Source organism: Mesorhizobium sp. M0040 (genome assembly GCF_040323505.1).
Lineage (GTDB): Bacteria > Pseudomonadota > Alphaproteobacteria > Rhizobiales > Rhizobiaceae > Mesorhizobium.
Genome location: NZ_JAMYVA010000001.1, coordinates 316,939 through 330,626, shown reverse-complemented (window position 1 = coordinate 330,626; position 13,688 = coordinate 316,939). Strand labels below are relative to the sequence as shown.

Here is a 13,688-nt window from a genome sequence, read left to right as displayed (position 1 = left end):
TCCCTGAATCCGTCCGGTGCCGGGCGGCAAAGCGCCGGCGGCGAGCTTGTCGGTCACTCGCTTCGGTCCATCATAGATTATAATAGCATAATGTCTACTGGCTCCGAAAAGAGCCTGATGACGGCTAGCTTTTGGTGACGCGCACCGTCGCGTCAGGCCGCTGGAACAGCTCCGGCCGCAGGCTGGGGCCAAGCCCCGGCCCTTCGAGCGGCGCGACATGGCCATTGCTGACCTGCGGAATGTCGGCGACAATCTCGGTGTACCAGCCGGTGAAATAGGCGCGCACCGCTTCCTGGTAGTTGACGTTCGGCAAAGTCGCCGAGAGCGCGCAACTGGCGGCATAGACGATCGGCCCGGTGCAGTCGTGCAGTGTCACCGGCAGTTCGCTGGCCTCGGCCAAGTTGGCGATCTTGCGCGCTTCCGAGAGCCCGCCGCACCAGGCAAGATCGATCATGATGACCGAAGCGGCGCGCTTGTCGATCAATTGCTTGAACATCTGCCGCGAGGCCAGCCGCTCGCTGGCGGCGATCGGAATGGAGGTGTGGCGGACAAGCTCGGCCATGGCGTCAAGCTCGTTGTAACGGATGGGCTCCTCCAGCCAGGCGACGTCATAGGGCTTCAACGCCTCGGCGATGCGCAGCACTGGCGGCAAGGTCCACAACCCGTGCAGCTCGACCATGATCTCCATGTCGCGGCCGACGGCGTCGCGGATTTTCTGGAAGGGCTCCAGCGCCTTGTCGAGGTCGGCAAGCGAAATGCGGGTGCCGTTCGAGGCCTCGGCGGCGATGTCGAACGGCCATATCTTCATCGCGCCGATGCCTTCCGATTTCAGGCTCTTGGCGAGGTCACCGGCATTGTAGCGCCAGGCGAGCAAATCCTCATATGGGCCTTCGTTCGAGTCGCCAGCCTTAAGCGACCAGTCTTCGCCACGTTCGAACAGCGCGTTCTTCCTTGTGGCGCGGACATGCTTGTAGCCGGCGCAGGTGTTGTAGATCGGCACGGTCTTGTGGGTACGGCCGCCAAGCAGCCGCCAGACCGGCTCGCCGAGCGCCTGGCCATAGATATCCCACAGCGCGATGTTGACGGCGGAATTGCCGCGCACTTCGGCGCCGGAATCGCGCGCGCCGACATAGACGCTGCCCAGCGTGCGGTCATGCAGCTCGATGTCGCGCGGATCCTTGCCGAGGAGATAGGCGGCGACATTGTCGTGGATATAGGAGGCGACCGGACCCGGCGCCCAGAAAGTCTCGCCGGTGCCGATGAGGCCGGCATCGGTGTGGACGCGCAGCCAGAACAGGAACGGGAACTCCGCCAGCTGCAGCGTTTCGAGCGCAACGACTTTCATCTTTTCCTCCCCATTGCCGACCAACCGCACGGCCGGCGGACAATAGCACATCCCCGTTGACAGCCATTTATGGTACCGGTATCAATCCCGTCAAGATGGCCACCGGGAGGGTGCTCGCTTGCCTGCCGAAATTCACGATACCACGCGACCGAGGGCGCTGGTCACCGGGGCCGCCGGCGGCCTCGGCCGCGAAGTGGCGATCCAGTTGGCCCGGCGCGGCTGTGCTGTCGCAATTGCCGACATCAATGGCGAAGGATTGGCCGAAACCGCCCGACAAATCAGGGATATCGGTGCGGAAACCGAGGCCATAACAGGCGATTTCACCAGGGAAGGTGCGCCGGAAGCGGCGGTGGAAAAAGTGGTCGCACGCTGGGGCGGCATCGACATCCTCGTCAACAATGCCGGCTATGGCGTCATCGAGCCGTTCCTCGATGCCACCTTCAAGGCCTGGAACCGCACGCTGGCGCTCAATGTCACCGCACTTGCCATGGCCTGCAAGGCGGCGGGCCGGGTGATGCGCGAGCAGCGTTCGGGGCGCATCGTCAACATCACCTCGCCGGGCTCGCGCATGGCGCTGCCGGACTACACCGCCTACACCGCCAGCAAGGCCGGCGTCGATTCTATCACCCGCGCCGCTGCGGTGGCGCTGGCGCCCTATGGCGTGCTTGTCAACAGCCTGGCGCCGGGCATGATGGACACCGAGATGCAGCGCTCGACGGAGACCGATCTTGCCCGCGCCAACGGCCGCGACGACCTGCAGGCCTTTCTCGACGAGCGCACGCGCCGCATCCCGCTCGGCCGCCGCGCCGAGATTTCCGAGGTCGCGGAGGCTGTCGTCTGGCTCTGCCTCGATTCGCCCAAGTACATGACCGCCGAGCGGCTCAACATGTCGGGCGGGCTCGACAAGGACTGACCAGATGCTGCGCAACTCCCCTCCCGGTACCGCCGATGTCGGCGCGCTCGAACGCAAGGCAACGCGGCTGCGCCGCCACATGCTGACCATGGCGCACGGCCAGGGCCAAGGCTATATCGGCCAGGGCCTCGGCATCGCCGATGCGCTCGCAGCGCTGTATTTCCATGAGTTGCGCTACGACCCGCACAATCTGGCGTGGCCCGAGCGCGACCGTTTCCTGTTGTCGACCGGTCACTATTCCATCGCGCTGTGGGCGGCGCTGGCCGAGGCCGGCATCATTCCGATCGAGGAGCTGGTCACCTATGGCGCCGACAAAAGCCGGCTGGTGATGTCGACGCTCGACACCACGCCCGGGGTCGAAATGATCGGCGGCTCGCTTGGCCATGGGCTGGGACAAGGTGTCGGCCAGGCGCTCGGACTGCGCGTCGACCGCTCCGACGCGCGCGTCTTCGTCGAGCTGTCCGACGGCGAGATGCAGGAAGGCTCAACCTGGGAAGCGGCAATGTCGGCCAGCCATTTCAAGCTCGACGGGCTGGTGGCGCTGATCGACTGCAACGGGATCCAGGCCGACGGGCCTGTCGTGCTCGACATGGAACCTGTCGCCGACAAATGGCGCGCCTTCGGCTGGGAAACATCAGAGATCGACGGCAACGACATGACGGCGATAGTCGGCGCGCTGACCGGTGCACGTCAGCGCAACGGCAAGCCGAAGGCGATCGTGCTGCGCACACTGCCCGGCAAGGGCGTGCCGCGCATCGAGAGCAGCGAGAAATCGCACTTCTTCCGCATCGACGTGGGGCAATGGGACGGCATCATCGCCGAGTTCGAGAACAGCGTGGGAGCGGGCCAGTGAGCGGCACGGCGATGGAGGCTGGCCGCACGCCGGCCATGGGCCAGGACGAAGACGTTGGCGACGGCCGGCAGAGCGTTGAGGCACCGTTCGGCCGCGCGCTGGCCCGTCTTGGCCAGAGCCATCCAGACATTGTCGGGCTGACCGCCGATCTCGGCAAATACACCGACATATTGCCGTTCCGCGATGCCTTTCCAGACCGCTTCTTCAATGTCGGCATGGCCGAGCAGAATCTGGTCGCCGTCGCCGCCGGACTGGCGCGCACCGGCAAGGTGCCGTTCGCCACCACCTATGGCGTGTTCGCGACGCGGCGCGCCTATGATTTCGTCGCCATCGCGCTTGCCCACTCCAACCTCAACGTCAAGATCGTCGCCGGCCTGCCGGGTCTGACGACAGGCTATGGCGGCACGCATCAGGCGATCGAGGACCTGGCGCTGATGCGCATGATCCCCAGCCTCACCATCATCGATCCCTGCGACGCGACCGAGATCGAGGCGGCGACCGAGGCGATCGCCAAGCATCAGGGCCCGGTCTACATGCGGCTGCTGCGCGGCAGCGTGCCTGTCGTGTTCGAGCCGGGTTACCGCTTCGAGATCGGCAAGGCGCGGCGGCTTCGCGACGGTTCGGATGTCGGCTTCATTTCGACCGGCTTCATGACCGAGCGGGCACTGGACGCGGCGGACGCTTTGCGCAGACAGGGCATCGCCGCCGGCGTGTTGCATGTGCCGACCATCAAACCGTTCGACGCCGAAGCGGTGATCAAATTCGCGGCTAATGCCGGCCATATCGTCACGGCGGAAAATCATGTTGTCGTCGGTGGTCTGGCCAGCCTGGTCGTCGAGACCTTGTTCGATGCCGGCATTGCGAAGAAAGTGACACGCATCGGCCTTCCCGACCGCTACATCGAATGCGGCGCGGTGCCGACCCTGCAAGCGAAATACGGCCTGACGACCGAGGCCGTCATCGCGACAATCACTGGTTTGAGCTAGAGTTTCGCATGAAGATCACCGAGATCGAGACCTTCGCTGTTGGCGCCGGCTGGAAGAACTGGCTGTTCGTCAAAGTGCATACCGACAAGGGCATCCATGGCGTCGGCGAAGGCACGCTGAACGGCTTCATCAAGACAACCGAAGCCGGCGTGCATGAACTCAAGCATCTCGCCATCGGCCAGGATCCGCGCCGCATCAACGCGTTGGCCAAGCGCCTGCTGGACAGCGTTTCGCTCGACGGCGGCCACATCCACCGCACGGTGATCGCCGCGATCGAGGTCGCCTGCTGGGACATACTGGGCAAGACCCTCGGCGTGCCGATCCATCAGTTGCTCGGCGGCAAGTGCGCGACAGCGTGCTCGGCTACGCCAATGGCTGGTATCGCACCGAGCGTACGCCAGAGGCTTTCCTCGAGGCCGCCACGGCGGTGCTGGCCAAGGGCTTCAAGGCGTTCAAGCTCGACCCGTTCGGCACCGCGCAAGGTTTCATTTCGCGCGAGGAGCTGGACCTGTCCTACGCGATCTGCCGAAAATTGCGTGACGAACTGCCCAAGGACACGCTGATCCTGATCGACGTCCATGCCCGCTTCACCGAGATCGCCGCCCTGCAGGCGGCGCAAAAGTTCGCCGACCTCGATATCTACTGGTGGGAGGAGCCGACCTCGCGCGACCGGCAGGAAACCGTGCACGAAGTGGCGCATCGCTCGCCGATTCCGGTGGCGACCGGCGAGATGTACGACACGGTCGGCCAGTTCTACACGCTGGCGGCGGGCGGCGGCGTCAACATCTTCCAGCCCGAGCCGATGTCGCTGGGCGGCATTGCGGCGTCGATGCAGGTGGCCAACCTAGCGCTTGCCCATGGCAGCCATATCGCGCCGCATCAGAGCGGCGGACCGGTGGCGACGGCGGTGTGCCTGCAACTGGCCGCCGCGGTGCCGAATTTCCTCATTCAGGAGCATTTCGACGCCTTCAACGACCCGTGGACGCGCGACCTCGCGACCTGGCATCCGACCATCAATCCGGACAACGGCCACCTGTCGCTGCCGCACGCGCCGGGGCTCGGCATCGATCTCAACATCGATGTGATCAAGCATCACCCCTACGATCCCGACGCCTATATCAATGTCCATGCCGAGGGCTGGGAAAAGCGCCTCGGGCGGCGAGACGACACGGCAAAGAAACAGCCGTCCTGATCAAGCGCTCTCGCGGTCGACGATCTCGAAGCCGAGGCTGGTGATGGTCGGCACCTTGGTGTCGCCGCCGAGCCTTGCCAGCAATTGCCGCACGGCGCGCCGGCCCATCTCGTAGCGATTAACCTTCACGGTGGTCAGCGGCGGATAGAGTTGGGCCGCGAGATCCATGTCGCCATAGCCGGCGATGGCGATCCTGCCCGGCACCGCCCAGTGGCGGCGGTGGCATTCCTGCACGGCGCCGACGGCCAGCGTGTCGCTGGAGAAGAAGATGGCGTCGATGTCCTTGTGCCTCGACGTCAACGTCACCAGCGCCTCGGCGCCGCCTTGCGGGGTGATCGGCACCTCGACCTCCATGTCGGCATGGTTCTTGATGCCGAGTTCGGTGAGCGCGGCATGATAGCCGGTGCGGCGCTGCTGCAGGCGATCATTGCCATGGATCGGCGTCGAGACGAAGCCGATGCGCTTGTAGCCCTTGGCCGCCAGATGCATGGTCATGGCGTAGGCGGTCTCGAAGTTGGACACGCCGACCACCATGTCGATCGGCTTGCGGCCCTTGATCTCCGAGATTTCGACCACTGGTGCGCCGCTGCTCTTGAGAAGCGCACGGGCCGTGTCGCTTTGCACGAAGCTTTGCAGGATCATGCCGACCGGGCGCCAGCCAAGCAGGGTGCGGATCGATTTCTCCTCTGCCTCCTGCGTGAACTCGCCCTGCACCAGGAGCATCGAATAGCCGCTCTCGTGGCATTCGTCGGACATGCCCTGCACTTGCTCGGCGATGCCCGAATTGATCAGCGGCGGCACCACCGTGCCGATCATGCGGCCGTTGCCGCGCATGCTGGACGCCAGCCGGTTGGGTACGAAGCCGGCCTGCTCGATGGCCTGCAGCACCTTGGCGCGCGTCTCCGGCGAGACCATATCGGGATTGGACAGCGCCCGCGACACGGTCATCGGCGCGACGCCGACGCGCTTGGCGATCTCGCGGACGCCAAGGCGCCGCGACTTTTTCTCGCCCGGGCCGTCCGGCCTGTCGGTCATCAGCATGCTCCAAGAGAGCGCGACCCGCCAAAGCAATGTTCTCCGGGTCACGCCACAAACGCCATTCATAGCGGTTGCGGCGGACGCTTTCCAGCGATGGACCCAGCTATGCACCATCAGGGAATTTCATCATTGACAAGTTATAATATTATAATCTTAATGGGCGAGAGGAGCGCGGCAAGATCGGCGTGGGCGCGTGGCGCCGGTCGCAAGAGCCGGCAACAGGCGCCGCAAGGGAGGTCAGGATGAACAGCGTGGCTGAGGTGAGCTCGCCGCCGCGGAACGCGCAATTGTTTCGGCGGCGACTGATCGGCTTCATTGCCGTCGGCGAAGTCGGCGTGCTGGCAGCGATGGCCCTGCTGATCGCGTTCTTCTGGCTGCTCGAACCAGCGTTCCTGTCGGAGCGCAATATCCGCGCCATTCTCAACGTCGTCTCCTTTGTCGGCATCATTGCCATCGGCCAGACCATCCTGCTGGTTACCGGCGAGTTCGACCTGTCGGTCGGCTCGGTGGCTGGTCTCTCCGCCGTGGTCGCTGCCAAGCTGATGACCGCGGCCGCCCTGCCGGTGACGGTCGGCATTCTCGGCGGCATCGGCGTCGGAGCTCTGATCGGGCTGCTGAACGGCCTGATTGTCGTCAGGCTCGGCATTCCCGCCTTCATCCAGACGCTCGGCATGCTGTTCATCGGCCAGGGCCTGATCCAGGTGGTGACCGGCGGCTATCCGGTCTACCCGCTACCGGAGGCGATCAACACGATCGGCGGCACCGACCTCGCCTTCGGTCTCGGCTGGAGCTTTGCCTTCTTCGTCATTGCGGCCGTCGTCGCCGACTTCGTCCTGCGGCGCACCGTGCTCGGGCGCAACATGTATGCCACCGGCGGCAACCAGGAAGTGGCGCACCTCGTCGGCATCAACACCAATGCCTACAAGATCGGCGCCTTCATTGTCGTCGGCGCGCTGTCGGCGATCGCCGGCATGTTCGTCATGGCCGATCTCGGCAGCGGCGGCACCTCGATCGGCAGCGGCTGGGAACTGACGGTCATCGCCGGTGTCGTGGTCGGCGGCGTCAGCCTCTTCGGCGGCGCCGGCACAGTGGCCGGCGGCGTTGTCGGCATTCTTTTGCTGAAAATTGTGCAGAGCGGCCTCGTCGTCATCGGCGTCAACTCCAACTGGCAGCAGATCGCGGTCGGCGTGATCATGGTCATGGCCGTCGGCCTCGACATCGTGCGCCGCCGCTACTTCATCGCCGGAGCCTGAGCAAACCGCGGGGAAGTGGACATTGAGCCGGCAAAAAATGCCGGAGAACCAAGGGAGGTACGACATGAGAATAAATCTGAAGAACGGACTGATCCGCAGCGCGCTTGGCGCGGCGGCAGTAGCCACTTCGCTCGGTTTAGCGAGCATTGCCCAGGCGGCGGACATCCACCTGCTCTGGGTGCAGGCGATGAAGGATCATCCCGTGCACCGGCTGATGCAGGCCGGTTTCCTCAACAAGTGCAAGGAGCTCGGCTACACCTGCGAGGTCGTCGGCGACCCGAGCGCCACCAACTGGGACATCCCCGCAACGCTGCCGCTCGCCGAGGCCGCCCTTGCCCGCACCAAATACGATGCCATCGGCGTCTATGGCGTGGATCCGGCGATCTATTCCTACATCACCAAGCTTGCCAAGGAGGGTTTCCCGATCGTCACCTGGCATGTCCTGCCGCCGGAAGGCACCGTCAATGGCCTCAAGGCGGCGACCGGCGAAGACATCGCCGAGGTCGGCGCCAATGCCGCGATCGCGATTGGCGACAAGCTCGGCGGCAGGGGCACGGTTGCGCTGACGCAAGGCGCCTCCAACGATACCGAGAACGCCATGTCGGACGCCTTCCGCAAGACCATCGCGGCGAAATACCCCAGCATCAAGGTGCTCGACACGCAGATGGAGGGCTTTGAGCCGTCGGCGGCCGAGGCAAAAGCGGTAGCCATCCTGCAGGGCAATCCTGATGTGACCGCCGCCTTCGGCACCACCGGCAACAGCATCCAGACCTGGTCGGGCGCTGCCCGCAAGGCCGGACGCGATGTCGTCATCATCGGCATGGACTATATCAGGCAGAATCTCGATCTGGTGAAGTCGGGTGCCGCCTACGGCATCGTCGCGCAGCCGCTCTATGAAGAGAGCGCCAAGGTTGCCGAACTGCTGGGTGATCTCGCCCAGGGCAAGACCGTGCCCTACAGCAATCCGTTGCCGGCCAAGGTGATCACCGCTGCCGACCTCGATCCCTATTACAAAATGCTGGACAGCGCCGGCCAGTAACACCCTGCTGCCGGGTCTGCATCTGGCGGGCCCGGCAACATCCAGAGAGGATCGCCGTGTCGACCACCCAAGAGCCGCTGTTTTCGGCCACCGCCATCGCCAAGAATTTTGGCGGCGTGCAGGCACTGCGCGGCGTCGATTTCGATGTCGTTACCGGCGAGATTCACGCCCTGCTCGGTCAGAACGGCGCCGGCAAGTCGACGCTGGTCAAGATCCTCAACGGCGTGCATCCGGCCGGTTCCTACACCGGCACGATCCAGCTCGACGGCCGGCCCGTCAGTTTTGCCTCGCCGGCCGATGCGCGATCGAACGGTGTCGGCTACGTGCCGCAGGAAATCGAGGTGCTCGAACAGCTTTCGGTCGCCGAGAACGTCTTTGCCGGCCGCACCGGTCTGGGCGACGGCATGCTGGTTCACCAGCGCCAGCTCGAGCAGCGTGCCGGGGAAATCTTTGCCGACCTCGGCATCGACATCAATCCCAGGGCCTATGTCGCGTCGCTGACCTCGGCGCAGCGCCATCTGGTGATAATTGCCCGTGCCATCGTACAGAAGCCGCGCGTGCTGATGCTGGACGAGCCGACAGCCTCGCTCTCCGGCACCGAGGTCGACGCGCTGTTCAGCGTGCTGCGCCGCCTGAAGGCGCAAGGCGTGGCTATGATCTACATCACCCATCGCCTGCCCGAGGTGCTGGCCATCTGCGACCGCGCCACTGTCTTGCGCGACGGGCAGGTGGCGGTGCGGATCGCGCGCGAGGACTTTGACGCCGAGACCTTCATCTTCTCGATGTCGGGGCAAAGGCTGCAGCGGCTGTTTCCCGAACATTCAGCACCCGTCGGCGCGCCGACAGCGCTGGACGTTCGTCATCTCACGGTCGCCGGCCACAGCGGCGCGGTGCATGGCGCCAGGGATATCAACCTCTCCGTGGCGGCGGGCGAGATCGTTGGGCTGGCTGGGCTACTGGGCTCCGGCCGCAGCGAGATCCTGCACGGCATCTATGGCCGCGTTCCCGCCGATGGCGAAATCCGAGTCACTGGCCGGACCGTATCGATCAGATCGCCCAGGGATGCTCGCGCGGCTGGCATTGCACTGCTGACCGAAGACCGCAAGCGTGATGGCCTGCTGTTCAACCTGCCGGTCGGCGCGAACATCACCATCGGCAATCTCGCGCCCTTGTCGCGGCACGGCATGGTGCGTGGCCGGCTGGAGCGCAGTTCCATCCTCGCCGCCATGAGCGCGCTCAACGTCAAGGCGTCATCGCCGCAGGCTTCGGTCACCCATCTGTCGGGCGGCAACCAGCAGAAGCTGCTGTTTGCCCGCGTGCTGATGCGGGCGCCGAAAGTGCTGCTGCTCGATGAGCCGACCAAGGGCGTCGATGCGGCAACCCGGCACGAAATCTACCGGCTTGTCGTCGAACTTGCCGAGAAAGGCGTGGGCTTGCTCATCGTGGCTTCCGAGATCGAGGAACTGATCGGCCTTTGCGACCGCTGTCTCGTCGTTGCCGACGGCCGCATCGTCGACGAATTCGGCCGAGGCGAGGGTGGCGAGGATCGTGTCTTGTGGTCGGTAACGGCGGCGCAAGCCGAGCGCCATGCCCTGGCTGCACAGGTTTCGTCATGATGTTCGCCGGCAAACGCGTTTTCGTCACCGGCGCTGCGACCGGCATCGGTCGCGCGACGGCCGAGTACCTCGCCGCCGAGGGCGCCAAGGTCTTTGGCGCCGGGCTGGATGGCGAGGAAGGAAAAGTGCTCGCCAGCCGCTACGCCGAAAGCCAATTGATCTTCCGCGAGAGCGATCTCACCCGTGAGGCCGACGTCCAGGCTGCCGTGTCGGCAGTCAATGCACGGTTCGGCGGGCTCGACGCGGTCGTCAACTGCGCCGGCATCTATCCCACCGGCAAGCGGCTGGAAGAGGTTTCCGACGAGGATTGGGAGAAAACCATAGCCGTCAATCTGACGGCCATTTTCCGCGTCTGCCGCGCCACCTTGCCGCTGCTGCGCGCGGCCGGCGGCGGCTCGGTCGTCAACATCGCCTCCGTTCATGCCGATGCCACGGTTCCCGGCGTGCCCGCCTATGCCGCGACGAAGGCGGCGGTTGTCGGCCTGTCGCGCCAGATGGCGCTCGACTATGCCGTCGACCGTATCCGCGTCAACGCCGTCCTGGTCGGCTCGGTCGCCACCCGGATGACGCTGGACGGGTTGGAAGCGGCCGGCGGTGCCGAAGCACTGGGGCTGTCGTTCGAGCCCAACAGGATCGCGCGCATCGCCAATCCCTCCGAGATTGCCACCGCAATCGGCTTCCTGGTTTCGGATGCCTCGTCCTTCGTCACCGGCAGCGCCATGCAAGTGGATGGCGGCCTGCTGGCGCGGCTGCTCTAGGTCTTGAGCGCGAAGGGCGTGAACGTAACCGTGCCGACAGCACTTTCACCTGTGGCGAGCACAATCACGCCTTCTTCCGGATCATCCCATCGGCCCCGGTTGAAGGCGCCCGAGGCGTTGGTCTGCGGCTCGACGCAGAAATATGGTTTGGTGGGATCGGCATAGAGCATCAGGTGCTTGAAAACCGCATCACCCTTGATGCGCAGTCCCGCGCCGCGCGTCGGAAAGTGGATTGTCGCTTCACCGCCCCAGCCGCCATAGTCATTGTTGCGCCAGCCATCCGGCAAGGGCCGCGCGGCGGTAAAATCGAGTTCGGGTGGCAGCGTGATCGGATCGCCCGAAATACCATCGGGCTCTTCAAGGTAGAAGCGCCTGGCCCTGAACTGCAATGTCACGTCTGGGTCGCGATCGAACCAGGGATGCAGGCCAAAACCGAACGGCAGGGAGATCGCCCCGGTGTTGGTCAGTGTCATGGTCACGCGCAGGCCCTCATCGGAGACCCCGAAAGTCTGCGTCGCGCGGTAGGAATGAAGGTCGGCTCCGGCATTGATGTCCAGCGAGAGCCTTGCGTCGGCGGTTCCGGCCTCGGTGACGGTCCAGGCGTGTTGCCAGCCACTGCCATGGACGTTGAATTTTTCGGGCGGATTGTTGGGCTGCACCAGCCAGCTTTTTCCCCCGAACTCAAAGGCATTTCCGGCGATGCGGTTGGCATAGGGCGTCATCGGGAACATGGCGATGCCAAGCACATTGCCGGCCTCGCGTTCCTCGTCCGAGAGCCGGCGCATGAGGTCGATGCCGCGCCAGCGTAGCGAACTCACGGAGCCACCGATCTGCGGCACCAGGGCGACTTCGAGCGCTCCCGATCCGATGTTCACCCATTCAGAAATTGCGCCCATAGCCTGCCGTCCATCCACCGTCTACGCTCAGCATCTGGCCCGTCGTGTAGGTGTTGAGCGGATCGCAGAAGAACAGCACGGCCGCAACCGCTTCCTCGATGCTGCCTGAGCGGCCGGCCGGTGTGTGGCTGAGCATCGCTTTGTCGCCGGAAACCATGGTTTCATCTTCGACCGCGCCGACGCCGACGGCATTGACCAGCACCTTCGGGCCGAACTCCATGGCCAGCGTGCGCATGCCTGCGAGGATCGAGGCGTTCTCCATGGAAAAGCGCGGATGGCGGCGCATCGGCATGCCGGCGGTCGCCGAGAGCAGGAAGACAATGCGTCCGCTGCCGTGCTCGGTCATGGTCACGGCAGCCTTGCGCGCATCGGCGTAGTGAGACCGCGGATCGCGCGTCGCCGTTCCTGGCCACAACGCGCAGGAGATCAGCAGGATATCGGCGGCCCGTGCATGGGAACCCTCGACCAGATGGCCGCCATTGGCCTGCAACGCGGCAAGTGCGGCCTCGGCCACCGGATTTGTGTCGCCATCGAGTGCGTAAGCAGTGCCCTCGAGATCGATTTCCATGCCCGCACTCACATCATGTATCCTGCTGTCCAGCCGCCATCGACGGCCAGCACCTGGCCGTTGATATAACTGGCGGTGGGGGAAGCGAGGAACAGCACCGCCTCGGCGATCTCCTCCGGCCGGGCCGGCCGGCCAAGCGGCACATGGGCGAGGAACTCCTCGGTGCGTCCGGCGAACTTGCCGTCCTCGCCATAGAACAGTTTGGCGGTCAGCGCTGTCATCACTGAACCCGGCGCGATCGCATTGGTCAGGATGCCCTTTTCGCCCAGTTCAATCGCCATCGAGCGCGTCAGGTGGATGATGCCGGCCTTGGCGGCGACGAACGGGCTCTGCAGGCGCATCGCCGCCAAGCCGACCACCGAGGCGATGTTGACGATGCGGCCGCCTCTGCCGGCGGCAAGCATCGGCACAAGCGCCGCGCGGCTCATGATGTAGAGGCCGTCGAGATCGATGCCGGTGATGCGATCCCATTCCTCGACTGGGAATTCATCGATGGTGACGCGGTGCGCCAGTGTGTTGACGCCGGCATTGTTGACGAGAATGTCGAGGCGGCCGTAGCGCGCCATGGTGGCGGCGATCGCGTCGTCCACCGAGGCGGCATCGCGGATGTCGACGGCACAGGCCATCGCGCTGCTCAGGGTTGCCGCTACGCGCTCGGCGCCTTCCATGTCGATATCGGCGACAACGATTGCAGCATCATTGTCGGACAGCCGTTTGGCGATAGCGCTGCCGATCGCTCCCGCTGCACCAGTGACCAGCGCCGTCTTACCTCTCAAATCGCATCGCATGCGTCATTCCCCACCTTCGACCAGATTATGCTATTATAATGCTACAGGCTTCACAACAGAGCAGATTCGAACCGGAAGGAACGTCACAAACGCATCGCATAACATTGCCGGAGGTGCAGGAGGCAGGCTGAGTCGGCTTCGCCAGTAGCGGGCGCCGGTCCGACCCCCGCAGGAATAGACAGCCGCTTGACACGAGCCTTCGGAGGCAAGGCACTCCTTGCGCCAGATTTGTAGGCAGGACGGCCTCGTCAGCCGCTGCAGCGAAGTCGGAACTGGCAGCTCGATGAGTGGGGGGAAAGGCGGTAGCGCTCTCCCGCTACCAAATTCCAAGAAAAATCGAATACATAGAGATGTACGGTGCCAGTCGTCTCATGTAGCGGGTCGCGCGATTTCGCAATTTTGACACCCGGTTTTGCAGCAGGGCGCTTCTCTCAAGACAGGGC

Annotated in this window: 13 protein-coding genes and 1 pseudogene; 9 read left to right on the top strand and 5 right to left on the bottom strand. The window is 64.6% G+C overall.

Annotated elements, in window-relative coordinates:
- Positions 1-124: 124 nt before the first annotated feature.
- A complete protein-coding gene (locus NKJ91_RS01565) occupies positions 125-1,345 on the bottom strand; it encodes a mandelate racemase/muconate lactonizing enzyme family protein (RefSeq protein WP_352454166.1) in 1,221 nt (406 codons plus the stop codon).
- Between the two features lie 118 nt (positions 1,346-1,463).
- On the opposite strand from NKJ91_RS01565, the gene NKJ91_RS01560 reads away from it, so the two are divergent.
- The 5 genes and pseudogenes from NKJ91_RS01560 to NKJ91_RS01540 all read left to right on the top strand — a co-directional run bounded on the left by NKJ91_RS01560 (position 1,464) and on the right by NKJ91_RS01540 (position 5,289).
- Complete coding sequence (locus NKJ91_RS01560; protein WP_023675535.1) at positions 1,464-2,258, top strand: SDR family NAD(P)-dependent oxidoreductase; 795 nt, start codon at positions 1,464-1,466, stop codon at positions 2,256-2,258.
- A gap of 4 nt (positions 2,259-2,262) precedes the next feature.
- Positions 2,263-3,111 carry a transketolase gene (locus tag NKJ91_RS01555; RefSeq protein ID WP_023675534.1) on the top strand — a complete coding sequence of 283 codons (849 nt, stop codon included), beginning with the start codon at positions 2,263-2,265 and terminating at the stop codon, positions 3,109-3,111.
- Positions 3,112-3,122: 11 nt separating this feature from the next.
- Positions 3,123-4,097: a transketolase family protein gene (locus NKJ91_RS01550; protein ID WP_502903545.1), complete on the top strand. Its 975-nt coding sequence runs from the start codon at positions 3,123-3,125 to the stop codon at positions 4,095-4,097.
- A pseudogene (locus NKJ91_RS01545) lies at positions 4,016-4,375 on the top strand (hypothetical protein); the annotation flags it as partial. The gene NKJ91_RS01550 and the pseudogene NKJ91_RS01545, both read left to right, overlap by 82 nt.
- 65 nt (positions 4,376-4,440) lie before the next feature.
- Complete coding sequence (locus NKJ91_RS01540; protein WP_352454164.1) at positions 4,441-5,289, top strand: mandelate racemase/muconate lactonizing enzyme family protein; 849 nt, start codon at positions 4,441-4,443, stop codon at positions 5,287-5,289.
- Here the strand turns inward: NKJ91_RS01540 and NKJ91_RS01535 are convergent, their stop codons facing one another.
- The gene (locus NKJ91_RS01535; RefSeq protein ID WP_031211416.1) at positions 5,290-6,324 is read right to left on the bottom strand and encodes a LacI family DNA-binding transcriptional regulator; all 1,035 of its coding nucleotides are present in this window, start codon (positions 6,322-6,324) and stop codon (positions 5,290-5,292) included.
- 245 nt (positions 6,325-6,569) lie between these two features.
- On the opposite strand from NKJ91_RS01535, the gene NKJ91_RS01530 reads away from it, so the two are divergent.
- The 4 genes from NKJ91_RS01530 to NKJ91_RS01515 all read left to right on the top strand — a co-directional run bounded on the left by NKJ91_RS01530 (position 6,570) and on the right by NKJ91_RS01515 (position 10,993).
- Positions 6,570-7,580, top strand: coding sequence for an ABC transporter permease (locus tag NKJ91_RS01530; RefSeq protein WP_352454163.1), 1,011 nt, complete (start codon positions 6,570-6,572; stop codon positions 7,578-7,580).
- Between the two features lie 64 nt (positions 7,581-7,644).
- Positions 7,645-8,619, top strand: a complete 975-nt coding sequence (locus NKJ91_RS01525; RefSeq protein WP_023675529.1) for a sugar ABC transporter substrate-binding protein — start codon at positions 7,645-7,647, stop codon at positions 8,617-8,619.
- A 56-nt stretch (positions 8,620-8,675) separates the two neighbouring features.
- A complete protein-coding gene (locus NKJ91_RS01520) occupies positions 8,676-10,235 on the top strand; it encodes a sugar ABC transporter ATP-binding protein (RefSeq protein WP_352454162.1) in 1,560 nt (519 codons plus the stop codon).
- Entirely contained in the window at positions 10,232-10,993 is a 762-nt protein-coding gene (locus tag NKJ91_RS01515) for an SDR family NAD(P)-dependent oxidoreductase (RefSeq protein WP_023675527.1), read from the top strand. The genes NKJ91_RS01520 and NKJ91_RS01515 overlap by 4 nt, the downstream gene beginning before the upstream one ends.
- Here NKJ91_RS01515 and NKJ91_RS01510 read toward each other — a convergent pair.
- From NKJ91_RS01510 to NKJ91_RS01500, 3 genes are read right to left on the bottom strand one after another with little or no spacing between them, the layout of a single operon-like run.
- Complete coding sequence (locus tag NKJ91_RS01510; protein ID WP_023675526.1) at positions 10,990-11,889, bottom strand: aldose 1-epimerase; 900 nt, start codon at positions 11,887-11,889, stop codon at positions 10,990-10,992. The genes NKJ91_RS01515 and NKJ91_RS01510 overlap by 4 nt on opposite strands.
- Positions 11,873-12,457 (bottom strand): SDR family oxidoreductase, encoded by a 585-nt coding sequence (locus tag NKJ91_RS01505; protein WP_023675525.1) that lies wholly within the window; start codon positions 12,455-12,457, stop codon positions 11,873-11,875. The genes NKJ91_RS01510 and NKJ91_RS01505 overlap by 17 nt, the downstream gene beginning before the upstream one ends.
- An 8-nt stretch (positions 12,458-12,465) precedes the next feature.
- The gene (locus tag NKJ91_RS01500) at positions 12,466-13,245 is read right to left on the bottom strand and encodes an SDR family NAD(P)-dependent oxidoreductase (RefSeq protein ID WP_023675524.1); all 780 of its coding nucleotides are present in this window, start codon (positions 13,243-13,245) and stop codon (positions 12,466-12,468) included.
- Positions 13,246-13,688 lie beyond the last annotated feature (443 nt).

Excerpts from the sequence above, each read along its gene's own strand:
- NKJ91_RS01565 (WP_352454166.1), bottom strand. The coding sequence starts at position 1,345 with ATGAAAGTCGTTGCGCTCGAAACGCTGCAGCTGGCGGAGTTCCCGTTC.
- NKJ91_RS01555 (WP_023675534.1), top strand. The coding sequence starts at position 2,263 with ATGCTGCGCAACTCCCCTCCCGGTACCGCCGATGTCGGCGCGCTCGAA.
- NKJ91_RS01550 (WP_502903545.1), top strand. The coding sequence starts at position 3,123 with ATGGAGGCTGGCCGCACGCCGGCCATGGGCCAGGACGAAGACGTTGGC.
- NKJ91_RS01535 (WP_031211416.1), bottom strand. The coding sequence starts at position 6,324 with ATGACCGACAGGCCGGACGGCCCGGGCGAGAAAAAGTCGCGGCGCCTT.
- NKJ91_RS01530 (WP_352454163.1), top strand. The coding sequence starts at position 6,570 with ATGAACAGCGTGGCTGAGGTGAGCTCGCCGCCGCGGAACGCGCAATTG.
- NKJ91_RS01525 (WP_023675529.1), top strand. The coding sequence starts at position 7,645 with ATGAGAATAAATCTGAAGAACGGACTGATCCGCAGCGCGCTTGGCGCG.
- NKJ91_RS01515 (WP_023675527.1), top strand. The coding sequence starts at position 10,232 with ATGATGTTCGCCGGCAAACGCGTTTTCGTCACCGGCGCTGCGACCGGC.
- NKJ91_RS01510 (WP_023675526.1), bottom strand. The coding sequence starts at position 11,889 with ATGGGCGCAATTTCTGAATGGGTGAACATCGGATCGGGAGCGCTCGAA.
- NKJ91_RS01505 (WP_023675525.1), bottom strand. The coding sequence starts at position 12,457 with ATGGAAATCGATCTCGAGGGCACTGCTTACGCACTCGATGGCGACACA.
- NKJ91_RS01500 (WP_023675524.1), bottom strand. The coding sequence starts at position 13,245 with ATGCGATGCGATTTGAGAGGTAAGACGGCGCTGGTCACTGGTGCAGCG.